This window comes from Proteus sp. G2626 (assembly GCF_009915985.1).
GTDB lineage: Bacteria > Pseudomonadota > Gammaproteobacteria > Enterobacterales > Enterobacteriaceae > Proteus > Proteus vulgaris.
Map to the genome: position 1 here is coordinate 94,697 of NZ_JAABNH010000009.1, position 23,425 is coordinate 118,121.

The 23,425-nt window shown below is 37.4% G+C and carries 18 protein-coding genes; 13 read left to right on the forward strand and 5 right to left on the reverse strand.

Features of this window, described 5'->3' with window-relative positions:
- Nucleotides 1-5 precede the first annotated feature (5 nt).
- From GWJ05_RS04890 to GWJ05_RS04905, 4 genes are all read left to right on the forward strand, one after another.
- Nucleotides 6-2,084 (forward strand): ABC transporter permease, encoded by a 2,079-nt coding sequence (locus tag GWJ05_RS04890; protein ID WP_087803000.1) that lies wholly within the window; start codon nt 6-8, stop codon nt 2,082-2,084.
- A gap of 15 nt (nt 2,085-2,099) precedes the next feature.
- A complete protein-coding gene (gene fbpC / locus GWJ05_RS04895; protein ID WP_036932788.1) occupies nt 2,100-3,140 on the forward strand; it encodes a ferric ABC transporter ATP-binding protein in 1,041 nt (346 codons plus the stop codon).
- A gap of 225 nt (nt 3,141-3,365) precedes the next feature.
- Nucleotides 3,366-5,438, forward strand: a complete 2,073-nt coding sequence (locus GWJ05_RS04900; protein WP_115370451.1) for a TonB-dependent receptor domain-containing protein — start codon at nt 3,366-3,368, stop codon at nt 5,436-5,438.
- A 10-nt stretch (nt 5,439-5,448) separates the two neighbouring features.
- Nucleotides 5,449-7,818: a TonB-dependent receptor domain-containing protein gene (locus tag GWJ05_RS04905; protein ID WP_161681131.1), complete on the forward strand. Its 2,370-nt coding sequence runs from the start codon at nt 5,449-5,451 to the stop codon at nt 7,816-7,818.
- Nucleotides 7,819-8,064: 246 nt separating this feature from the next.
- Here the strand turns inward: GWJ05_RS04905 and GWJ05_RS04910 are convergent, their stop codons facing one another.
- Both GWJ05_RS04910 and dsdX read right to left on the reverse strand, forming a co-directional pair.
- Nucleotides 8,065-9,393: a D-serine ammonia-lyase gene (locus GWJ05_RS04910; protein ID WP_036932793.1), complete on the reverse strand. Its 1,329-nt coding sequence runs from the start codon at nt 9,391-9,393 to the stop codon at nt 8,065-8,067.
- Nucleotides 9,394-9,405: 12 nt separating this feature from the next.
- Complete coding sequence (gene dsdX, locus GWJ05_RS04915; protein WP_036932794.1) at nt 9,406-10,743, reverse strand: D-serine transporter DsdX; 1,338 nt, start codon at nt 10,741-10,743, stop codon at nt 9,406-9,408.
- Nucleotides 10,744-10,966: 223 nt separating this feature from the next.
- Between dsdX and dsdC the strand changes: the two genes are divergently transcribed.
- The gene (gene dsdC / locus GWJ05_RS04920) at nt 10,967-11,911 is read left to right on the forward strand and encodes a DNA-binding transcriptional regulator DsdC (protein WP_036932796.1); all 945 of its coding nucleotides are present in this window, start codon (nt 10,967-10,969) and stop codon (nt 11,909-11,911) included.
- Nucleotides 11,912-11,929: 18 nt separating this feature from the next.
- Nucleotides 11,930-12,586: a hypothetical protein gene (locus tag GWJ05_RS04925; RefSeq protein WP_036932797.1), complete on the forward strand. Its 657-nt coding sequence runs from the start codon at nt 11,930-11,932 to the stop codon at nt 12,584-12,586.
- Between the two features lie 20 nt (nt 12,587-12,606).
- Here the strand turns inward: GWJ05_RS04925 and GWJ05_RS04930 are convergent, their stop codons facing one another.
- Nucleotides 12,607-12,960 (reverse strand): hypothetical protein, encoded by a 354-nt coding sequence (locus GWJ05_RS04930; RefSeq protein WP_087802996.1) that lies wholly within the window; start codon nt 12,958-12,960, stop codon nt 12,607-12,609.
- A gap of 87 nt (nt 12,961-13,047) precedes the next feature.
- Nucleotides 13,048-14,925, reverse strand: a complete 1,878-nt coding sequence (gene gss, locus GWJ05_RS04935; RefSeq protein ID WP_087802994.1) for a bifunctional glutathionylspermidine amidase/synthase — start codon at nt 14,923-14,925, stop codon at nt 13,048-13,050.
- Between the two features lie 601 nt (nt 14,926-15,526).
- On the opposite strand from gss, the gene GWJ05_RS04940 reads away from it, so the two are divergent.
- From GWJ05_RS04940 to efeB, 6 genes are all read left to right on the forward strand, one after another.
- Nucleotides 15,527-15,814: a helix-turn-helix domain-containing protein gene (locus tag GWJ05_RS04940; RefSeq protein WP_036932801.1), complete on the forward strand. Its 288-nt coding sequence runs from the start codon at nt 15,527-15,529 to the stop codon at nt 15,812-15,814.
- 302 nt (nt 15,815-16,116) lie between these two features.
- The gene (locus tag GWJ05_RS04945) at nt 16,117-16,674 is read left to right on the forward strand and encodes an iron transporter (protein WP_036932803.1); all 558 of its coding nucleotides are present in this window, start codon (nt 16,117-16,119) and stop codon (nt 16,672-16,674) included.
- A 70-nt stretch (nt 16,675-16,744) separates the two neighbouring features.
- The gene (locus GWJ05_RS04950; RefSeq protein ID WP_115370453.1) at nt 16,745-17,092 is read left to right on the forward strand and encodes a cupredoxin domain-containing protein; all 348 of its coding nucleotides are present in this window, start codon (nt 16,745-16,747) and stop codon (nt 17,090-17,092) included.
- Between the two features lie 2 nt (nt 17,093-17,094).
- Entirely contained in the window at nt 17,095-17,931 is an 837-nt protein-coding gene (locus GWJ05_RS04955) for an FTR1 family iron permease (protein ID WP_036932805.1), read from the forward strand.
- Nucleotides 17,921-18,844 carry an EfeM/EfeO family lipoprotein gene (locus tag GWJ05_RS04960; RefSeq protein WP_036932807.1) on the forward strand — a complete coding sequence of 308 codons (924 nt, stop codon included), beginning with the start codon at nt 17,921-17,923 and terminating at the stop codon, nt 18,842-18,844. The genes GWJ05_RS04955 and GWJ05_RS04960 overlap by 11 nt, the downstream gene beginning before the upstream one ends.
- Nucleotides 18,834-20,099, forward strand: a complete 1,266-nt coding sequence (gene efeB, locus GWJ05_RS04965; RefSeq protein ID WP_036932809.1) for an iron uptake transporter deferrochelatase/peroxidase subunit — start codon at nt 18,834-18,836, stop codon at nt 20,097-20,099. The genes GWJ05_RS04960 and efeB overlap by 11 nt, the downstream gene beginning before the upstream one ends.
- 66 nt (nt 20,100-20,165) lie before the next feature.
- On the opposite strand, the gene GWJ05_RS04970 is transcribed toward efeB, so the two are convergent.
- Nucleotides 20,166-20,855 carry an IclR family transcriptional regulator gene (locus GWJ05_RS04970; RefSeq protein WP_036932811.1) on the reverse strand — a complete coding sequence of 230 codons (690 nt, stop codon included), beginning with the start codon at nt 20,853-20,855 and terminating at the stop codon, nt 20,166-20,168.
- Nucleotides 20,856-21,086: 231 nt separating this feature from the next.
- On the opposite strand from GWJ05_RS04970, the gene GWJ05_RS04975 reads away from it, so the two are divergent.
- Nucleotides 21,087-23,423: a molybdopterin-containing oxidoreductase family protein gene (locus tag GWJ05_RS04975; protein ID WP_036932812.1), complete on the forward strand. Its 2,337-nt coding sequence runs from the start codon at nt 21,087-21,089 to the stop codon at nt 23,421-23,423.
- Nucleotides 23,424-23,425: the final 2 nt, after the last annotated feature.

The following is a 23,425-nucleotide window of genomic DNA, read 5'->3' on the forward strand; positions in this document are numbered from 1 at the left end:
GATTTATGTCTCACACACTCGCTTTACCTGAAAAAAAGAGGCGGGATCCCATATTTTTATGGATCCTAATTGCTTGGATGGCATTTGCTTTACTGCCGTCATGGAGCCTTGATTACGGTCTTTTAGATTCTACAGCAGATGAATTGCTCACCTCTTATGGCTGGAGTAGCGTCAATATTAGTTGGCTCTGGTTTGTATTACCGAGTTTACTGCTCTTTCGCCCATTAATCGCACCTAAGCGTGAAAACCGTTCTCGCCACTATTTTGATGCGAGTTTTGCCTTACTTTGTGCTTTTATTACGATAGTTAGCGCAACACTTGAAGGACGTGGTTTAGGTTACTCTGCGATCATCCTCTTTATTTCACTGGGAATGATCATGAAAACCGCCTTAACACGCTTGGAATGGCTTGGCGGTGATAGCTTCGTTATTGGATCATTAATCACCGTTGTTGCTTTGATTGGCGCCTTTATTATTTTCCCTAGTATCGCTATTTTTATTCCGATGTTTAAAGATAGTGCAGGCAATTTTGCCCCATTTGAGTTTATCGCCATTTTAAGCCAAGCCCATATTGTACAAGTGATGCTGAACTCTATCGCACTTTCTATCGCGGTCGGCATGGGTTGTACTTTCTTTGGTTTAATTCTAGCTATTTACACATCACGTATTGCGGTGCGCTCTGCCATTATTGGCCGTGTATTTTCCATATTACCCATTGTTACACCACCTTTTGTTGTGGGTTTAGGGGTCACACTCATGATGGGACGCTCTGGCTATGTGACAGAGTTTCTCGCTACTTATGCTGGCCTTGAAAATACCAACTGGTTATATGGATTTACAGGTATTTGGTTAGCACAAGTCCTCGCGTTTACACCAATGTCGTTTATGATTTTAGATGGTGCAATTAAAACCATTCACCCGTCATTAGAAGAGGCCTCTTACACCTTAAGAGCCAGCCGTTATCAAACCTTCTTTAACGTCTTTTTACCGTTACTTAAGCCAGCGTTAGCTAATGCATTTTTAATTGTTATTGTGCAATCGCTTGCTGATTTTAGTAATCCTCTGGTTTTAGGAGGTAACTTTGACGTTATTGCCACACAGATTTATTTCTATATCACTGGCTCTCAACTGGATTATCAATCCGCCAGTACATTAGGTGCCTCACTTTTAGTATTCTCACTATTAGTGTTCTGTGTGCAGTATATGTGGATTGGTAAACGCTCTTACGTCACCGTATCAGGGAAATCTTATCGTGGTGATGTTCAACCTTTGCCATCGTCATTGATTGCCTTTGTAACAACCGTTCTCGGTATTTGGGTTGTCTTTAATATCTTATTATATGGCAGTATTTTCTACGGTAGCTTTACCGTTAACTGGGGTGTTGATTACACCTTAACCCTTGATAACTTTATCAAGTTATTTGGTCAAGGAATGAGTGACGGTGCATGGCCTTCGTTATTGGATACCTTGTTATATGCCGGCATCGCAGCACCTATTACGGCTATTCTTGGATTGTTAATCGCCTATATCGTTGTGCGCCAAGACTTTAAAGGTAAGAAAAGTATTGAGTTCACAACAATGCTTTGTTTCGCCGTACCAGGAACCGTTGCGGGTGTTTCTTATATTCTTGCGTTTAACGACTCCCCGTTCTATTTAACAGGGACTGCTGCGATTGTGATTATCTCTATGACAATGCGTAATGTGCCAGTAGGGATACGTGCGGGTATTGCGGGATTGGGACAAATTGATAAATCTCTCGATGAAGCGTCTTTAAGCTTGAGAGCAAATTCAATGAGAACCATTTTCTATGTCCTATTACCGTTATTGCGCCCTGCTATTCTGTCTGCGCTGATTTATAGTTTTGTGCGTGCAATTACTACTGTCAGTGCCATTGTCTTCCTTGTTACACCTGATACACGTGTTGCAACTGCTTATATTTTAAACCGTGTTGAAGACGGTGAATACGGCGTCGCAATTGCCTACGGCTCGATTTTAATCGTCGTGATGTTGGCAATTATTTTCTTATTTGACTATTTGATTGGCGAAGCCCGTGTTTCACGCTCTAAAGCCAAAAATGCACAGTAATACGGAGTATAAATCATGACACAACAACATTTCGTTGAACTGAAAAATGTCGTTAAGCGTTTTGGCTCTAATACGGTTATTGAAGAGCTCAGTTTGTCTATTCCACAAGGTAAAATGGTTTCATTATTAGGGCCTTCTGGTTGCGGTAAAACAACCGTTTTACGTTTAGTCGCAGGACTAGAAAAACCCACAGAAGGTAAAATCTTTATCGACGGTGAAGATGTGACTGATCGCTCAATTCAACAACGTGATATCTGTATGGTGTTTCAGTCTTATGCGCTTTTTCCTCATATGTCATTAGGGGAAAATATTGGCTATGGGTTAAAAATGCTCGGGCGCCCGAAAGCAGAAATCAAGCAACGAGTAACAGAAGCTTTAGAGCTGGTGGATTTAGCAGGATTTGAAGACCGTTTTGTTGACCAAATATCGGGTGGGCAACAGCAACGTGTTGCATTAGCTCGCGCCTTAATTTTAAAACCTAAAGTACTGCTTTTTGATGAACCACTCAGTAACCTTGATGCAAATTTACGTCGTAGCATGAGAGAGAAAATTCGTGAATTACAACAACAGTTTAATATCACTTCTCTTTACGTGACCCATGACCAAAGTGAAGCATTTGCGGTTTCTGACATGGTATTGGTGATGAATAAAGGCAAGATAATGCAATTAGGATCTCCACAAACCCTTTATCGCCAACCTGCGTCTGAATTTATGGCCAGTTTTATGGGAGATGCAAACTTATTCCCAGCCACATTAGGCGCTGATTATGTTGATATCTTCCAATATCGCCTACCAAAGCCAGACACGTTTAATACGACTAAAACAGAAGTCAGAGTCGGTGTTAGGCCTGAAGCGATCACCTTATCTCAACAAGGCGAAGCCTGTCAGCAATGCAAAATCGTGCATGTAGCTTATATGGGTCCTCAATATGAGGTAACCGTCGAATGGCAAAATCAAACTTTGCTATTACAAGTCAATGCCACACAGCTTCAACCTAACGTAGGCGACAGTTATTATCTCCAAATCCATCCTTATGGTATGTTTATTTTAGAATAAGCACCTTTACCCTATTTTATCATTTCTCTTCAGGGCGCCATTATGGCGCCTTTTTATTCCTTCTTTTTTACATTCTCTTTTTTGTTTTTTTATTCTTAAATTACAAATAATTATAAATTTTTTATCGTTTTTAAAAAATCATTACTTGCTAATGATAATTATATTTACTTACAATATTTACAAAATGTTACGTTATAACATAATAAAACAAGGAGGATAAATGGTATGAAAAAATCTATTTTTAGTTATACAACACTTTTTATTTCAATAAGTTATTCTTTGTTTGTAAATGCAGACTCTGCAATAAAGGAAAAAGAAAATCAGACTTTTGATGTATTAAAGGTCTATTCGACCCCTTTGCATACACCACAAGAAAAAATGGCAATACCCGTTGTGGTTCTGACACAAGAGGATCTACGTGCTAATCGTAGTGCATCTATTGCTGAAACGTTGACATCCTTGCCAGGTTTTCATGCCAGTTTTTTTGGTGGCGGTTCGGTACATCCCGTTATTCGAGGGCTGTCAGGGAATAGAGTCAAGGTATTACACAGTGGCAGTGATCTTATGGACGTTTCCTCTATTGGTGCAGATCACGCAATCACAAGCGAACCCTTTTTAAGCCAGCGAATTGAAGTACTAAAAGGACCTGCAACATTACTTTATGGTGGAGGAACAATAGGCGGTGCAATTAATGTGATTGATAGCAAAATTCCTATGTCAGTGCCTGAAAAAGGCTACGAGGGAGAATTACAGTATCAGTACGATTCTGTTTCTAAAGGAAATACAGGATCAGCCGGATTAACATTAGGACAAGATAATCTAGCGTTGCGTATTGAAGGCACTAAACGTTATCAAAGCGATTACAAACAACCAGCCTCCTTGCATCAAGGAGAACCTAGCCGTTTAGCTGGCTCTTATCAAGATAATCAATCGGCCAATATCGGCGCATCTTGGATCTTCGATGACGGTTATATTGGTATTGGTTATGGCGAACAACATCGTCGATATGGATTGCCTGGTCATACTCATTTTCACGATGAGGATCACCACCACGCATCTATAACCCCTCCTTTAGTCGGCCATCATCATCATGATCACAATCATGGATACCCTGATGAACAACATGAACATGGTATTCCTTATATTATTATGGAGAGTAAGCGATGGGATCTACGTGGTGAAAAAAACAATCCATTTGTTGGTATTGAATCTCTACGTTTCAGTGCAGCCAGAACCGATTATCATCATGATGAAAAAGAAGGTCATGAAGTCAGTACCCAATTTAAAAACAAAGGAGATGAATTAAGGTTTTCTTTCACTCATCAACCTATTTTAGGTTGGCATGGTGTTATTGGCGGGCAATTTAATCAACGTGATTTTAGTGCTGACGGTGAAGAGGCTTATGTCCCCGCAACAAAAACAAAAAGTCACTCACTCTTTTTATTAGAAGAATATCAATTAGGTGATTTTCGCTATGAATTAGGATTTCGCCAAGAGTGGCAATCACTGTTAAATAGAGAAACTCAAAAAGCCAATAAACAAAGTGCATCTTCCATTTCTACTGGATTAGCCTGGAATTTTACACAAGACTATTTTTTAAATTTATCACTATCACACACAAAAAGATTACCGGTCGCAGAAGAGCTCTATGCGAATGGTGTTCATGCCGCAAGTAGAACCATTGAAAAAGGCGATCCTAATTTAACTGCAGAAACCGCAAATAATATTGATATTGGAGTAACTAAAGTAACAGGCGATATTCAATTTAATATGAGTGCCTATTACAATCGTATCAATAATTATATTTACGGTAAGTTTACTGGTGCTGAATTAAATAATGGTTATCGTTCATTACAATATGTTCAACATGATGCACAATTTAAAGGTGTAGAAGGAAATATTGATTATTACTATAACCAAGATAGCTTAATTGGTATTTCTGGTGATTATATCAGAGCAAATTTACTTCATAACAAAGGAAATATACCAAGAATACCGGCTTATCGATTAAGTACTTATATTAAACATAATTTTTCAGGAAACTTAACGGGACAAATCCGTATTGATCATTTTGGAAAACAGAATAAAACAGCCGAGTATGAAACACCTACGGATGCTTATAACACGGTTAGTTTAGGTAGTGAATATATTGGTTATTTAGACAACACCGATTATACCTTATATGCCAAGATTAATAATATCTTTGATGCAAAAGGGAAAGACAGTACCTCTTATATTAAAGATGAAATGTATTTACCAGGTCGTAATATTATCTTAGGCGCTACTCTTACATTCTAATATAAATATCATGAAAAAAAGTAAACTCTCTATTATTTTTCTTATGCTTTTGTCATCTCCTTTATATGGAAAAGAGAGCAATGATGATAAAGGCAAAGAAAAAGAAAATCAAAACGATGCAATAACAGTTAAAGGCACACTAATAAAAAATAAAGAGACGTTTTCCTCTTTATTACTTAATAACCGAGAAGAAATAAAAGGAAAAGAACTTGAACAAATAAAAACGAATACTATTGGTAATACCGTTGCAAAAGTCGCTGGCGTACAAGCCGAAGGTTTTGGACCTAATGCTGCAAGACCTGTTATTCGAAGTTTATCAGGAAATCGTGTCGGTATTTTAGTCAATAATCTGCCAATTAATGATGTTTCATTTATTAGTGGAAATATGCCTATTCCCATTGATATGAACCGAATTAATGAAATATCGATCAGTAAGAATTCTGAAGCACTCTTTTATGGTGGTAGTACAAGCGGTGGTGCCATTCATTTATGGGATGATAGGATACTGACACAGTTACCTGAAAAAGCCATTTCAGGTGCAGTGACTTTTAATGGAAGTACCAATAACGGTAATGGTGGCTCTGCAAATATTAAACTCAGCGATGAAGAAAATTGGATTTTTAATCTTTCTGGTGCGACGAAGCGTGTCTCTAGATATAAAATTCCTACGAATTCTAAAGCGGGGCCTTGCTACAGCTTTCAGCAACTTAAAGAACACTTTGCATTACGTGATCAATGCCAAGTGGATATGAAAGTTTTTACCAGTCGTAACCCTGAAGCTTATCCTTATATTAGTGAGTTCTGGAAAAAATATAAGGTTGAATATGAGTTAAGTGAAGGTGATAAATACACCTTTAAAGATAAAGATTATTTTTCAGGTATTGGCTATGTCAATAATGAACCAAACGCACAATATAAGCCAGGTAGCCCGACATCGATTGAACATGTCACCCCGCCTAAGCATTATGTTGAAAATAACAATAAAGAGATCCCAAATAGCTTTTTAAAAAGCCAAAGTGGTAATGCATCCCTTTCTTATATTAGAGATGATAGTTATTTAGGTTTATCTATTACTGATTTTCAAACCTCTTACGGTGTACCGGGATATGCTTACCTCACCACAAAGACTAGCCGAGAAATGTATAAACCAGTTTCAGTTTCAAATCATAATCGGCGGATAGATATACAAGGAAAACATGATCACTTAACGCCTTTTTTAAGAGACAGTGCTTTTTATTACTCTTATTCTGAGTCTAAAGATGAAGAATTAGTGGGGCAAATTGCATCATCAGTATTTGAGACAAAAAGTCACCAATTAGCATTGGAAACAGCACACGAACCACTCTTTAATCGGTTAAATGGTGCAGTTGGCGTTAACGGTAATTATCGTGATCTGAAAACGTCTGGTTATGATGCTTATTTACCAAGTGTATTAACCAAAGAGTACGGGATATATTGGATTGAGTCGCTAAATTTATCTCCTTTTGAAATCACCGCGGGATACCGTAAAGGTTATACTCAACACCATCTTAATATCCCAGATAATTATAATAGTGGTAGAGGACAAGGTTCAAATTTACAAAACCGTCATTTTGATACCAGTGCGAATACATTAGCATTATCTTTTATGCCAATTGATGAATGGACATTAAAGCTACAACAACATATTTCCTATCGAGCACCAGAAATTAATGAGCTTTATACGCATGGCCCTCATTACGCTTATCTGATTGAAGAACAGGGAAATAGTAAATTTAATACAGAGAAAAGTAAAAGTATTGAATTATCATCTGTTATTGAGATTGGTAATTTCTCTAATAAACTTAATTTGTATAAAACAGACTACAGTGATTTTAAATTTAGACGATTAACAGGAATTAGTCGTGGTGGTGTTACCGTTATGGAATGGGATGAAACTGATCTAGAAACAAAAGGTTTAGAATACGAATTTAAGTATTTATATGAAATGCCTCACGAGCATAACCTTACCTTTACGCTATTCGGTGATTTTGTCGAAAATAAAAGTAAAAGAAAGCTATTTATTGCCGGTAATTATTTACCAAACTTACCTAACGAAAAATATGGTGTCAGTATTAATTACCAACACGGTGAATTAACCGCATTTAGTAGCGCTACTTACTATAAAAAACAAAAAGAAAGTGGCGGATTAATGTATGGTGGAGATATTACTTTTCCTTCCTATACTTTAGTCGATGCAGGTATAGGTAAAAAATATCATTTAGATAAACTTGATGTTTCTGTCGATTTTATGATTAATAACCTCACCGATACTGAAGCAAGACCGGCTTCTTCTCAACTAAAATATTTAGCTCCTTTACCGGGTCGAAATTATGGGGTCAATGTCAAAATTGATTTCTAAAATATTTTAATTTAACAATGCATTTAAATAAGCGAGGCACCCAATGGGTGCCTCTTTTTTATGATTATAATACTACGACATTTTTCCCTGGTGTGACATCCTGGTGTGAATATTTGATGTAACACTTGGTGTAATACATTGCTTATATTTTATTATTTTAAAAAACAATTATGGATACTCGTACCACTCCCTTTTGTTTTTATATGAGACGATAAAGACAAAAGCTTCTCGTCCTTATCCTGCACTCTATTTTCCTTGAGTGAGATATTTCTGCATCTCATCTGCTGGCACCATACCACCACCTGTCGCCCACACTAAATGCGTTGCATTTTGCATATTTTGACTATCTAGTGATAAACCTTGCAGGTAATCTTTAGCTTGAGTGACATGTACAGCTCCCGCCATTCCAGCTAAAGCCGAAGGTTCTAATTTAATTCCTTCTTCTTTATTTAACAGACTTAACAAGTCATAAAGCTCTTGATCATCAATAGTGTAATAACCATCAATTAAGCGCTCCATTGCACGCCCCACGAAGCCTGATGCGCGCCCCACAGCCAGGCCATCAGCAGCAGTCACGTTGTCGATACCAATTTCTTGTACTGAAATACCTTCATGTAATTGGGTATAAACGCCCAATAACATACAAGGCGAATGTGTAGGCTCTGCAAATAAACAATGCACTGCATCACCAAATGCCAGTTTTAGCCCAAACGCAACACCACCAGGGCCACCACCAACACCACAAGGTAGATAAACAAACAGAGGATGTTCACTATCAACACGAACACCTTGTTCTTCAAATTGATGTTTCAAACGTAATCCGGCAACGGCATAACCCAAAAACAAGGTTTTTGAGTTTTCATCATCAATAAAGAAACAGTTAGGATCTTTTTCTGCTTCTTTACGACCTTCTTCTACCGCGATACTGTAATCTTGTTCATATTCAACAACATTTACGCCATGAGAGCGTAATTTATCTTTCTTCCACTGACGTGCATCAGCAGACATATGAACACTCACACTAAAGCCTAATTTCGCACTCATGATCCCAATAGACATACCTAAGTTGCCTGTTGAACCTACTGCGATACTATATTGGCTAAAGAACTCACGGAATTTATCAGAAAATAATTTTTCATAATTATCATCTGTACTTAATAATCCTGCGTTAATCGCCAATTTCTCAGCATGAGTCAGTACTTCATAAATTCCACCACGTGCTTTAATTGAACCTGAAATAGGCAGATGACTGTCCTTTTTCAAACGCAATTGGCCACTAATAGCGGTGTTATAACGCTTTTCAAGAGCAACTTTCATCTTAGGAATATCAATCACTTCTGATTCGATGATCCCTTTAGTAACAGATGTTTCTGGAAATGCTTTAGCTAAATAAGGTGCAAAACGTTGTAACCGTGCTTGTGCGTCAATTACGTCATCTTGCGTTAAACCAACATATGGAAGTCCCTGGTCAGTGGTGGTCACTTTTGGGTTAAACCAAACCACTTCTTTTAAATCCACTAAGTCACGGACAAGTGGATAACTACTTATTAATTTATTTATATCTATATGGTTCATAGTCGTTCTCTTTTATATGACAAAAGAAAGCATAAATGTACCGCCTAATGCGACAAAGGAGGCAATAAAGGTCGCGACACTGTAAAAACGAAAAGTTTCACTTAAAGTTGCATTACAATACTGTTTCACTAACCAAAACAATGAGTCTGTGACGATGGTACAACCAATAGCACCAGAACCAATTGCTAAGGTAATAATTTCTGGGCTAATGTCTGGGTATAAAGGCATCAGTGGTGCAACAATTGCTGTAGCTCCCATCATTGCAACCGTTGCAGAACCAACAGCCGCATGAAGGATAATGGCAACTAACCAAGCTAATAAAATAGGATGCATATCCAAGTTAGAAAGAATTAGTGCTAAAGACTCACTTAAACCACTGCCTTTTAAAATGCCGTTAAAAGCACCACCCGCACCAATAATTAATAAGATATTAGCAATAGAGCTAAAGCTATCTTCTGTTTTCTTCAATAAGATATTCATCCCCATATTACGGCGAATACCTAACACATAATAAGCGACAAAAGCAGCAATAAACATTGCAGTAATTGGGTTACCAATAAACTGTAAAGCAGTATAAAGCGAGGTACCTTTTGTCATATTTAGTTCTGCAGCCGTTTTTATCAGCATCAGAACAATTGGCAATAATACGGTAAAAAGTGTGGCACCTAATGAAGGCAAATCTTTTTCTTCACGAATTTCCATATCTGAGAATTCTTCAGGTACGGTTTTAAATGGCAAACGTTCACCTAGTACTTTTAAAAATAACGGACCACCGACTAATGAGGCAACTAAACCAACAGCAAGTCCGGCAACAATCACGGTCCCCATATCCGCACCTAATTCATTTGTTACGAATAGAGCTGCAGGATGAGGAGGAACAATACAATGAACAGCCATTAATGCTGTACATAATGGAATTGCTAATTTTAATAATGATGTATTTGTTTTTTTCGCAATAGAGAAAGCAAGAGGAATAAGTAATACCACACCCACTTCAACAAAAAGTGTAATACCACAAATAAGGCCAACCAATACCATAATAACGTCTGGAGATAACCAACGGCATTTTTGTAATGTAATACCGATGCGCTCTGCGGCACCTGATATTTCCATCATCTTACCGAGAATGGTACCTAAACCAATAATTGCCGCTAAAAACCCTAATGTACCACCAATACCATTTTCAATCGCATTGACCATTTCTAAAGGGTTCATCTTCATTGCGGTACCGACAAAGAAGCTAGCCAATAGTAAGGCTAAAAACGGATGAAACTTAAGTTTTATTATAGTAAAAACAATGAGCAAGATACTAATTATAAGAGTACCTAGTACCCATAACGTTGAATCCATATATCCATCCCAAACATTTTATTTATTGTTAAACATATTGAATATTAATCATTCGGTACTTACAAATGATGAAAACTTGCACTAAGATGAACTCAATTAACTCAATTAGGTGATAAAAATCACAAATAATCATATTATGACGAATAGTGGCATAGTGTTTCATCTTAATATTACCTTGATTGTTAACCATGGTTACTATCAATAATGAAATGAGAATAAAAGAATGTTTGAATCTTCTAGCGTGATTTTAAGAAATAAACGATTATCCAGTTATCAATTAGCCAGACTTCACACTTTTGAAGCAACAGGGCGTCACCTTTCATTTGCTTTAGCTGCAGAAGAGTTATCATTAACCCCCAGTGCCATTAGTCACCGTATTAATACATTAGAAGAAGAGTTGGGCATTAAACTCTTTAATCGCTTTCATCGTCGAATTGAGTTAACAGAAGAAGGTGAACGTATTTATTGGGCACTTAAAAAAACGTTAGAAGATATTAACCAAGAAATTTTGGATATTCATAATCAAGAAATCTCTGGTGTGCTAACTGTTTATTCACGCCCTTCCATTGCTCAATGTTGGCTAGTTCCTCGTATTTCAGATTTTACGGAACGTTATCCATCCATTGAATTAAATCTACTCACAGGAAATGATGATATTAACTTTCGAGGTTATGGTATTGATCTTGCAATTTATTTTGACGATAAACAGTTAAAAAATCTGTATTGTGAAGACTTAATTTCAGAATCAATTATTCCTGTCTGTAGCCCAGAATATGCTAAAAAACATGAGCTTATAAATAATATTCATCATCTTTCTAACTGCACTTTACTACATGATAGACAAGCATGGAGCAATAACTCTGATTTTGATGAATGGCGAGCGTGGAGTGAATATATGGATCTTTCACTCTTTCCTAATCGCAGTAATATCTGTTTTGATCGTTCTGATCTTGCTGTGATTGCCGCCATTAATCACTCTGGCGTCGCAATGGGAAGAAAGCGTTTAGTACAAAAACAATTGGCCAATAAAGAATTAATTATTCCTTTTGATAATTGTGAGCTTTTTTGTGCTCAGCGTTATTACCTAGTGACCCGAAATGAAAAAAATAATGCTAAAGTACAATTATTCATTCAGTGGCTGAAAAAACAAATCAAGGAAAGCATGTAATTTTTTAAGGAAAATCTGATGAAAGAGATGACCTTTACAACACAACAGATTATTGCTATTTCGGAATATGCAGGGCTAACGATCACTAATAAAGAAAATATCACAGAAAATAAACGCTATATCCTCGTTGATTTGCTGGATGTGAAAACAGAGGAAGGACTTTATTACGGAGCGGCGATACTGGATTTTAGTAACGTTCATCGTAAAGCAGGTATTTTAGAATTTAGCGACGAGGGCTATCAACGCGCACAAGCTCGCGAGAAACAAATTCAAGACTATAAAAATAATCGAGAAACCCAAGAGCCAGAGACCTATCAGCCACCTATTCATCACTATAGTCATTATACGGATTTTCAAATAAACCTAACCGCTATCTATCGCCGTTATGGTTATGAAATCGAATTTGATGCAGAAACCGAAAAAGTTTGGAGCGCTTTAGATCCCGATGGTGCACCATTTGATTTACTCAAAAATGCAGATGATGCGCTTTCTTTATTAGAAGATTGTGAAATGACATGCTCTTATCATCAAAAAAACAAAGTATGGTCTGTCACTTCAGTAGAAAAAGACACTGTTGAACATAAATCACTCAACCGTGCTATTGCCGAATGTTTTTTATTAATGACAGATCATTATGCTGATGATTGGCCTAATATTGAGACTATTCTTTATTAAACATAACGTTAAAATAAAACCTAACTCAAACATCGATAAGCATCATACTCACGATAATAGTTAATTTCTTCAATGATCCACTGCAAGGTTTTTTGTTCGGCTTGTTGGATTTGATAAAATAAAACCAAATCACAAACCACCATCCAGCCCCATAAATTTTTATCTTCAACAGCTTTTGGCATTTCCATATCTTCATCATCCAGATAAATTTCATCATCAGGTAATTCTTGGATGTAATCCCAAGGAATATAATAAAAAACAGCCTGCTCAGGATAACTATTCCATGTTGTAATCTCAGTATATATCCATTCATTTGGCTCAAGTATCGAGAGCGACGTTAATAATTCATCAAGGGTTAAGAATGTTTTTATCATTTTTATTTATTCACCTCACAATCGACTGTTATTTAAAACAAACCCGCCAATAAGGCGGGCTATTATTAATACCAAAATATGGTTGTCTTATTTTTCTAAAAAGTATTTATCTTCAACCACAATCAACGGTTCTATATCACTCTCTTTTTTAATGACCCTTGTAGGATCTGAACGTAAACAACATCCGCCATAATGCCCACCCACAGTGAAGGTACAAACTTGAATATAACGATTAGCGACTTTTGGTAAGCACCATAATTCTTGGTAAATATTTTCTTGGTGATCAAATTGGCCATTAGTTTCATCTAGTACATTCTCTTTATGATCAACTAACCCAATGTTGCTACCACAACGGCCAGCAATCGGTTTAACGGCATAACCACTTTGTGTAAGACGTGAAGTGATCGTAAAATCCGTATCTAGCAGATAAGGGTTATCTGGGAAAAGTTGCCATAAAATCGGCAAAATCGCTTTATTACTTGGGATCAACGTCCAAAGTGGCTCAAAAACCGTAATTTCAGGACGCAAAAGCACATCGACTAAACGTACTTCACCATCTGGGTGCCCTGTACGAATAGGGATCAGTGCTTGTTGTTCACTCTCTTCTCTGAGTTGATCTAAAGCCGTTTCCCAAGCCCATGTTTTCCAGACACATTCAACAACCCGTTTATCTGCATCAATTAATTGACCACGACTATTCCAATGAAGCTCATCTAATCCACGTAGAATTTTACTGTCGTAGCCTGCTTGCGTCAGCGATTGTTGCATAAAAAGAGCATGATAATCTTCTTCACTATCATCATCTTGAAGAATATGCACAAAAGGTTTCGCATCACTGTGTTTCCAAGCATCGGCCAATGCATCAAGTAAGCGTTCCCCCGGATTAAAACCCTCTTTAACGCCACCTTTCTGTGCCCATTTCTCGATAATTAAACCGGCTTCTGTATGGCAAGAGGCGGAATCCGCATTATATTCATAAACTTTGACACCGCGTTCATCCATACAAAAATCCAATCGTCCGGTGATCATTTGATGACGCCGATTTTGCCATGATAAACGGATACGAGGCCACAACACCTCTGGAATATCGAATAAACGTAATAAATTATCGTCTTTCAACACTTTTTCTGTGGCATGTAAATACATCAAATGCATTTCATTACTTGCACGAATAAGCTCTTGCTCCGCACTTTCTGAAATAGTGAAGTATTCATAGCTATTTTGGTTGATAACATGACCATGTTGCGCAAGGACATACGCTTTTTCTAATGGAGAGCTTTCATCTAACCATTTGCCATCTAATTGACCTTGATTATCAAGCTGTTCGGCATGGATATTTAACAGTTCGGAAGCTATTTTAGGTTGAGGAAGACTGTAAGCATTAGGCTCTGTTTGGATCATCCAACCTAATAGTATTGTATTGTCAAAAGTATCTTGAATAAAGTAACCGTTATCCGTCACTTTAAGAGGTAATTCTCGTGTCCACTGTTGCCCTGCCGGCAGTCTCGTGTGGATAACATTTTGTTCTGCGATACGAATTTTATCTTCAAGTACTTCAGTAATAACCGCAACATGCCCTGTTACTTTAAACTCACCACCTTCTTGCCAAATCAGCAAAGCTCCCACTACAGGCGGTTGTTTGCTACCATTTGCAAAGGCTTGTAATGGCAATATATCGTCATCTATCGTTTTACGTAAAAAACGCAATGAGAAGATCTCATAAGCCATTCCTACATCAGTAAACACAGCGCCATAATGCAAATAGAGAAAACGGCGAGCAAACTCAACACATTGCCACTTATGCCCCATATATTCATTACCAATATAGCTACGAAATGAATCATTAGCGGCATAGTCTTCTTTATCGATACTGCTGTAATCAGATGAGTAAATCGCGACACCACCAGGCGCATAACCTAGCAATGTTCCAAATGGTTCATGACGAATGATATCTTTTACATTCATAATCTCGACCTTGACGATAAATAGATAATAACCCTGTAATACTTATAATCTTGCCTAAGTATTATAGTTAACAATCTTAACGCCGTAGGCTATTAGAAGTGAATGTAATTTTATTAATTTCAATAAAGTAAAAAGAGGTATTTAGATTTTGCGCTATTTAAGAAGCAACATTTCGCCAATACAAAAAAAAACTCAAAAATAACCATCATAAAAAATATATAAAAGGTATTTTCGAGTATAAACACAGTCAAAGAGGGCTTTATCTTTTTTGTTATAGCGTCATTATTTACTCTTTATTAATCATAAATGCGAGCACAAATAATAGATAAAATGGTATTTAGGCAATATATAGCACTGTTTATCAAAATTATCTCGATTATCCTGCTAGAAAAAAGAAAGATATCAAAATTGTTTAATGAAAATTAATATCATCTTATAGCTTGACGGGTATAAATAATTCATCCCATTAACCGATAACACTATAGAATGGATTTTACTCATTCAAGCCGGAGTGCTTGTTTACTTTGAAGATCCATCACAGAAACAGGATATTCAAATTATTGAATATTATTGGTGGTTGATAGGAAGAATGAGGTCACTAATGTCAAAGATTTATCCCATTTCTCAAATTATTGGGCATAAAATTCGTAAGCAACGTCAGCAACTTCGCTTATCAGCAAAGGTTGTTGCTGAAAGAGTAGGTATTAGCCAACAACAATTTTCACGATATGAAAATGGGCTCTGCAAAATTGATGTTGATATGCTTTTTCATATTGCGCAAGAACTCAAAGTGACACCTGCCTTTTTTTTACCACCTAATGAAGAACAAGTTTCTGCTATAGCGCTGACACAATCCAAACAATTTTGGAGCGCTCAAAGCCAAATTTAATGTCATATATGGAAATCTGTCTTTTTATCACCTTGCTATAATAAATAAGATTTCCATATGCCATTCTTAATTTGATGATTTTTATGGTTATTATCACTTATAACGATCAACTCTATTTATCCTTTCCATTTAAAACAACAAATTTTTTTCTTTTATAAAAGAAAATGTTAATACATTTCTTACTGGTTTTTTCCTAAACTTAAGCGATATTTTTCGTATCGATTATCTCCTATTCCTAACACCAATTGTGTTAACCTTATTAAGAATAATAACAATTATCATTCAATAAATAAGGGTTAAATATGAAATATCGCTATGCACTCTCTCTTACTGCATTATCGTTTCTCTCCACCTCGGCTTTTGCTCTAGAGTACCCAGTAGGCCATCCGATTATTAAAAATGGCATGGAAATTCAAGGGGTTTACCTTCAACCTATCACGATGGATACCGAAGAAGGTCATCATGCAATGAACCATCTCGCCGCGGATAAAGCTGATATCCATTTAGAAGCCGATATCCATGCTACAGAAGATAATCCTAATGGCTTTGCAGAAGGTGACTGGATCCCTTACCTCACTGTTGAATACACCGTGACAAAATCAGATGCGCCAGCGAAAAAACAACAAGGCGTTTTTATGGCAATGGTGGCTAATGATGGCCCTCACTATGGCGAGAATCTAAAACTCGATGGTAATGGTCAATATAATGTCACTTATAAGATTTACCCGCCTTCATACAATAAAGATATTGCTTTTGGTCGCCATATCGATAAAGAAACCGGTGTTGCGCCTTGGTTTGAACCCTTTGAAGTTTCATGGGATTTCACCTACAGCGGTACAGGTCGCAAAGGTAGTTATTAATTAGCTTGATAACGGATAAACCCAACAAAACAGGGTTTATCCTTTTTCTCTTTTTTTAAGTGAAATGCTGATGATGAAACATCTCTATAAATACACGTTATTACTGCTATTAATGATAACAAGCTCTGTTTTTGCTGCAGAGAAATACACCGTTGAATTAGAAATGAAAGATGGTGAACTTATTCCTCAAGTACTTGAAGTACCTGCCAAAACTCCCATTAGAATAAAAATCCGTAATACAGGCACCAGCCCTGTTGAATTTGAAAGTACACAGTTACGTAAAGAAAAAGTATTAGCACCCGGCGCAAATTCTGTCATTGTGATAGCGCCACTAAAACCGGGTCGTTATACCTTCTTTGATGATTTTCACCTTTCTCACCCTCACGGTGAAATTGTTGCAACTGAAAAGGCAGAGTAAATATGGGACAAGTTCTGTTTGTTGTGTGGCGAGAAAGTTTTGAAGCGCTATTAGTTATTGGCATTATTTATGCGTGGATAAAACGCTCTCCAACGCCAAAACAAGGTATGAAATACCTATGGAGTGGCGTTATATTAGGGCTGTTTCTTGCTGTTATCTTAGCGCTGAGCATTTATGGCGTATTTAGCTCACTAGAGGATGTGTGGCAATCTCTATTTATGATCGCCATGGAGATCCTCGCCTGTGTACTTATTATTCAAATGGTTTATTGGATGAATAGGCAAGGAAAGTCATTAAAAACCAATATAGAAAATGAGCTCACACAAAAGACACAGCAACAAAGTGCATGGGGAATATTACTGATTATTGCCATCGCTATTGCCCGAGAAGGTAGCGAGGTTGTGGTCTTTTTATCTAGCCATATAATGGCCTTAAATGCACAAACAGCACTGCCTTTCTTTATTGAAGTCTTTATTGGTTTATTTGTTGCAGCATTCACTCTATGGCTATTTTTACTGACGTCAAAAGTTATTTCGTGGCGTTATTTCTTTACTGTAACGGGTTTTTTACTGCTATTCCTTGCTGTTTCTTTGCTCTTAAAAGCCGTAGAAGAAATTGCAAATCTACTCATTGAAATAGATTTTGAATTACCTGATTTCTTGATATATCCGCTTTGGGATATCAGCCATATTCTGGATGATTCAAGTGTCTTTGGTAATTTCTTAGTCTCATTCTTCGCTTATCGCTCTCAACCCATTGGTTTAAGTGTAGTGACATTTATTGTGTATTGGGTGGTTGTTGCACTGTTATTTAAGCGAGGTGCTAAATATGCTAAATAACACACAATTTAAAAGTAAAAACATGGCTATTTTTTTCTTTCTTTTGCTGTTTTCTCTACCTATTTACGCTGAAAAAATCATTCAAGGTATTATTCAAAATAGCGAAAATATCATCGTAGCAAAAGGAGATATTCCTACTCCTGAAAAATTTAAAACCGATATTTTAACATATCGAGAAAAGGCCGTTGAGCAATTAACCCAAGTTGAAAAAGCGCTCAATAAGTTAATAGTAAGTAGCGAAAAAAATCAGCTTATTAATGCTCAAAATGCTTATCAACAAGCGCATTATCATTATGAAGTCATCCGCCCTATTATTGCGCTTTTTGGATCAAGTGAACGTTTATTAAATAACCGAGCTGATTTCTTTCTTGAAAGAGAGAATTCACCTCGTTTTTCAGGATTTCATTTAGTTGAATATCAACTCTTTAAATTAAAAGACACACAAAAAACCACAGAGTCCGCAAAAGCGTTATTAAGAGGCATTAGTGATTTAAAGAAACGTTTAACTATTGAAGATATTCCCATTCCTAAATTAGTCCAATCGGCGGGTGATAACTTAGAGTTTATTTTAACGGATAAATTAGCCGGGATCGAAAACCGATACTCAAATAGCGATCTGGGTGATAGTTATGCAAATTTATCTGGATCACGCTTAATTGTGGAGATCTTATCCGAGCATATTCCCTCCACTGAATATCAATCTCTGATCAAGCAATATGATGATATTGGTGCTCTGCTTTTAAAATATCAGCGTGATGACGGTTTATTTCAACCTTTGAATACACTTTCTAAAACAGAAAGAAGTTGGCTTTTCTCTCAAGTAACGCAATTAGCAGAGCAAGTGGCAAATTTACGTAGCATGCTCGATATTGATGTTTACTATCACTATAAAGAAACAAGTGATGAAAAATAAAAATCTCGTTAAATCATTAATAAAAATGCCCGTTAACCTGAAAAAACGTACGACGCTAAAATGGCTAGGCGGGAGCTTATTACTGGCAAGTATTGGTGCAAAAACAGAAGCCTCAACTCATGGAGTATCAATACCGCGCTATAAGCGTGCTATTGCATACTTAGGTAAACACCAAGCCGGTGTTATTACACCAGAACAAAAACATGCCTCCTTTATTGCACTTAATCTAACGGTCACGACTATTGATGAAGTGAAAAAAATATTCGCAACTCTGACACAACGAATTGCATTTTTAACACAACCTCGTGAACTAGAGCAGAGAACAAACCCTCATCTTCCCCCTGCTGAATCTGGTATTCTGGGCACTCAATTACACCCAGATGAATTAACCATCACTGTCGCGTTAGGTGATAGCTTTTTTGATAATCGTTTTGGTTTCCAACCTAAAAAACCCAAACGCTTAGAACCCATGAAACCCTTTCCTAATGACCGACTTGATCCTAAATGGTGTGGTGGCGATGTTCTACTCCAGTTTTGTGCTAATAGCCAAGAAAGCGTCATTTATGCGTTAAGAGATATTTTAAAATACCTTTCTGGTCAAGTTTATGCTGTGTGGAAAATTGATGGTTTTCTTCCTGCTCGTGATATTGATAATCACCAAACACCGATTAACCTTTTTGGTTTTAAAGATGGTTCAGGCAACGCGCCTTCATCTGATAATAGCTTGATGGACTCGCTAGTCTGGATCACGGAAGAACAAAAAGAGCCGCAATGGTGTTTAGGCGGAAGCTATCAAGCAGTGCGTCTTATTCGGTTTGCATTGGAATTTTGGGATAGAACACCTCTTGAAGATCAAGAGAATAACTTTGGTCGTCATCGATCAACAGGTGCCCCAATAGGTATGAAGCAAGAGATGGACGATCCACAGTTTGAAAAAGATCCTCATGGCGACCGAGTGCTGTTTGATTCTCATATGCGAAGAGCTGAACCAAGAAATCCAGAGCGTTACAGTGCAAAACTACGCCGACGCAGTTACAGCTATTCATTAGGTTTAACACCTTCAGGTCAACTAGATATGGGGCTGATTTTTATCTCATTTCAAAATAACCTTAAAAAAGGCTTTATTGATACCCAAAAACGCTTAGACGGTGAACCTTTAGAGCGCTATATAAAGCCTTTTGGTGGTGGATACTACTTTGTATTACCCGGTATTTCACACCAAGGTGATACCCTTGCAAAAGGGCTATTTGATTAATTCTTCTCTGCATATTAGGCACTTTGGCAGGCAAAGCAAAGTGCCTAATATCATGATTTTATTTGGCTAATGTGAAAAAGATGTCATTTTTGCTTTTAATGCATTACCAAGCTCTATTTGCCTATCAGGTTCAATAAAACCCATCGTTAATACTGCCGCAACCATATTTCCTTTTTTACTAAACACGGGGCATGAAATAGATTGAGCACCAGGAATACCATCAGCTGGCTCATGGCGAATAGCAAAACCTTGTTGGCGGATCGTATTTTTCTGTTTTTCTGACAAGCCTGCATCTATCTCTAAATCACTAAAAACAGCAAAAATAGCGCCTGCGGCACTAATTTTATAAGGTACAGGCGTATCGGGTAGAAAATCGATATCGACATGTTTAAAGCTGCGATTATATCGTGTTAAAAATAGCTTATTACCTTGTGCAACCACTAATCCTGTAGACATATTATGTTCATCTCTAAACTCACATAATAGTTGGTTTATTTCATCTAAAAAGGATTGTGGCTTTGGCGTCGCCTGCGCTAAAAAGAGAATTTTACTGCCTAAACAATATTGGCTTCCTTCACACTCTTGATACAACATTTCAGAGCGACAAAGTGAAACTAAATATTTATGTAAGCGACTTTTTGAAAGCGAACAGGCTTTTGCAATATCTGACGATCGGGCAATACCTCCATTCGAAGCAATAAATTCAAGAATAGTAATAGCAATATCAACCGAGTTAACTCCTTGAGAATTCTGCATTTATTTTTCCCACACCTATTCGTTATTTACTTTTTTTTATGACGATATCTCATTATTCTTTTTTAGTCATTTTTACTAGTTTATTTCACTGAAACCTTATTTTAAATAGGGCTTTTTAATCATTTTCTATCGATTATTTTCTTTGTCTGTTTTTAGATGATCTACCTCAATGTTAACTATATATGAATTGAGTTTATATATAGTTAACTTTTCTTGTGCGTGAGAATGTCTATGTCTAAAAATCAAAAATGGGAATTAAATAGAAGAGCATTGTTAAAAGGAATGGGTGCCATTGGTGTGGCAGCTCTTTCCCCTAACGTGTTCAGTCTAGCTAATGAAAATAAACCCATATTTAACCAGAAACCACGGATCAAACTATCCGAATATAAAACCTTTCGTTCAACCTGTGCGATGGAATGTTTACACTGCAACCTAACAGCTTTTACACATAAAGGACAACTCATCAAAATTGAAGCCACCGAAGGCTTTAATGTGAAATGCTGTTTGCGTGGCATGAGTCGAACTAAATGGGTATATCATAAAGATCGTCTAACGACACCTTTATTACGTGTTGGTGAAAAAGGAAAAGCAGAGTTCAAACCCATTAGTTGGGATGAAGCGCTCGATCTCATTGAAAAAAATATTAGAGAAACCATTGATAAGTTTGGTAATGAGGGACTGTTTATCTCCACTCATGCGGGCAATATGGACTCAATTAAAAATGATATGGGTAAGGCCTTTTTTGATTACTTAGGCGGTTCAACAAAACAAGCTGGCTCTCTTTGTTGCTCTGCGGTAACCGCGGCGATGATCCCAATGGTCGGCCTACGTTATGCTGATACACGTGATACTGTAAAAGACAGTCGCTATATTCTTTGCTGGGGGAATAATCCGGCTGTCACCATGCAAGCCTATTTTAAAAACTACAATCAAGCTCGCCGAAATGGTGCCAGAATGGTGGTTATTGATCCTCGCTTTAATGAAACTGCGGCTAAAGCCGATGAGTGGATCTCTATCATTCCTGGTACTGATACGGCACTTGCATTAGGTATGATAAAAATTATCATTGAAGAAAATCTCACTGATAAACCTTTTTTACGTGCGCATACGGGTGCTGTTTACCTTGTTAACTCACAACAAAAACTATTACGTCAATCTGATGATGATCAAGATAGTTATCTAGTTTTTGATACTTTAAGTCAGCAACTTGTTCACCATGACACACCGAATATTATCCCTGCGTTAACGCATGATGAACTACCTGCTAACGCTGATTATGTGACTGTCTTTGAGCAGATTTATCAACAAGCACAACCTTGGACTGTCGAAAAAACCAGTCAAGAAACGGATATCCCGAAAGAAACGATTATTCGTTTAGCGCGTGATTATGCCACGACTAAACCCGCGATGATTGTGCAAAATATGTCCGGTGCTCAACGAACAGAATTCGGTGCTTATGTTGCTGCTAGCCAGTTTTATCTCGCCTTATTAACCGGCAATATCGGTAAAAAAGGCGCTGGAATTTGTGATGCTGGTGGTGCTCGTCAAATGGCGAAATTTAGTCCAATTATTCCACCAGCACCTAATACAAAACCCATCAAGCCTATCCCTGTTGCAAAAGTCGGTGATTGGATTGTCAATGAAAGACCACACCCAATTAATTTTTGGTGGATCATGACCATGGGTGTGATGACGCAACTTCCTAACACTAATATGGTGCGTAATGCACTGAAAAAAGTGCCTTTTGTTGTTGTCGCTGATAACTTGATGTCATCCACTGCACTTTATGCCGATCTTGTACTCCCTGTTACCACTATTTTTGAAGATACTAGTTTAATGGCTGGCGTTCGTAGTCAATATGTACAATTAATGGAAAAAGCAGTTGAGCCACCAGGAGAAGCAAAACCTGATTATTGGATCTTTGCTCGTCTAGCCGAACGTTTTGGATTTGGTGACGTGTTCAACCAACCTATTGAACACTATATTGATGCTTGTCTTGAAGGCTCCGGCATTACTCGTGAAATGTTAGAAAAAGGCCCAGTGCGTCCAGTTGAAGGCGATTGGATCCCCTTTAAAGAGGGTGTTTTCCGTACTTCAACGAAAAAAGCACACTTCTTTATTGAAGAGTGGCAGGATAAAAACTTCTCTCCTATTGTCACCTATTATCCCGTAAAAGAATCGACAAAAGGCTCACCTGAACTCGCTAAAAAATATCCACTGATGGCAGTACAACGCAAACTCGCTCGTAGTGTTCACTCTAGCCATGGTATGAATGAGTGGATCTTAGAAGTGCAGCGTAATCAACCTAATATTCTTATCCATCCTAATGATGCCTTAGCCAGAGGAATCAAAGACGGTGAATGGGCTATCGCGTTTAATGATCGAGGAGAGCACCGCGCAATTGCCGTTGTGACCACGCATATTAAGCAAGGCGTTGTTTCATTAGATAATGGATGGTGGGAACAACAAGGCGGAAGCAGTAGCCATGTCACCAATGACCACGTTGAACCTTTAGGTAATGGTCATTGCTGTAATAGTACCTTGGTTAACGTAAGACGGGAGGCATGATC

Excerpts from the sequence above, each read along its gene's own strand:
- GWJ05_RS04910 (WP_036932793.1), bottom strand. The coding sequence starts at position 9,393 with ATGAACCATATAGATATAAATAAATTAATAAGTAGTTATCCACTTGTC.
- GWJ05_RS04970 (WP_036932811.1), bottom strand. The coding sequence starts at position 20,855 with ATGCAGAATTCTCAAGGAGTTAACTCGGTTGATATTGCTATTACTATT.
- efeB (WP_036932809.1), top strand. The coding sequence starts at position 18,834 with ATGAAAAATAAAAATCTCGTTAAATCATTAATAAAAATGCCCGTTAAC.
- GWJ05_RS04930 (WP_087802996.1), bottom strand. The coding sequence starts at position 12,960 with ATGATAAAAACATTCTTAACCCTTGATGAATTATTAACGTCGCTCTCG.
- fbpC (WP_036932788.1), top strand. The coding sequence starts at position 2,100 with ATGACACAACAACATTTCGTTGAACTGAAAAATGTCGTTAAGCGTTTT.
- GWJ05_RS04925 (WP_036932797.1), top strand. The coding sequence starts at position 11,930 with ATGAAAGAGATGACCTTTACAACACAACAGATTATTGCTATTTCGGAA.
- GWJ05_RS04945 (WP_036932803.1), top strand. The coding sequence starts at position 16,117 with ATGAAATATCGCTATGCACTCTCTCTTACTGCATTATCGTTTCTCTCC.
- GWJ05_RS04975 (WP_036932812.1), top strand. The coding sequence starts at position 21,087 with ATGTCTAAAAATCAAAAATGGGAATTAAATAGAAGAGCATTGTTAAAA.
- GWJ05_RS04960 (WP_036932807.1), top strand. The coding sequence starts at position 17,921 with ATGCTAAATAACACACAATTTAAAAGTAAAAACATGGCTATTTTTTTC.
- GWJ05_RS04890 (WP_087803000.1), top strand. The coding sequence starts at position 6 with ATGTCTCACACACTCGCTTTACCTGAAAAAAAGAGGCGGGATCCCATA.
- GWJ05_RS04950 (WP_115370453.1), top strand. The coding sequence starts at position 16,745 with ATGATGAAACATCTCTATAAATACACGTTATTACTGCTATTAATGATA.
- GWJ05_RS04940 (WP_036932801.1), top strand. The coding sequence starts at position 15,527 with ATGTCAAAGATTTATCCCATTTCTCAAATTATTGGGCATAAAATTCGT.
- GWJ05_RS04955 (WP_036932805.1), top strand. The coding sequence starts at position 17,095 with ATGGGACAAGTTCTGTTTGTTGTGTGGCGAGAAAGTTTTGAAGCGCTA.
- dsdC (WP_036932796.1), top strand. The coding sequence starts at position 10,967 with ATGTTTGAATCTTCTAGCGTGATTTTAAGAAATAAACGATTATCCAGT.
- GWJ05_RS04905 (WP_161681131.1), top strand. The coding sequence starts at position 5,449 with ATGAAAAAAAGTAAACTCTCTATTATTTTTCTTATGCTTTTGTCATCT.
- dsdX (WP_036932794.1), bottom strand. The coding sequence starts at position 10,743 with ATGGATTCAACGTTATGGGTACTAGGTACTCTTATAATTAGTATCTTG.
- gss (WP_087802994.1), bottom strand. The coding sequence starts at position 14,925 with ATGAATGTAAAAGATATCATTCGTCATGAACCATTTGGAACATTGCTA.
- GWJ05_RS04900 (WP_115370451.1), top strand. The coding sequence starts at position 3,366 with ATGAAAAAATCTATTTTTAGTTATACAACACTTTTTATTTCAATAAGT.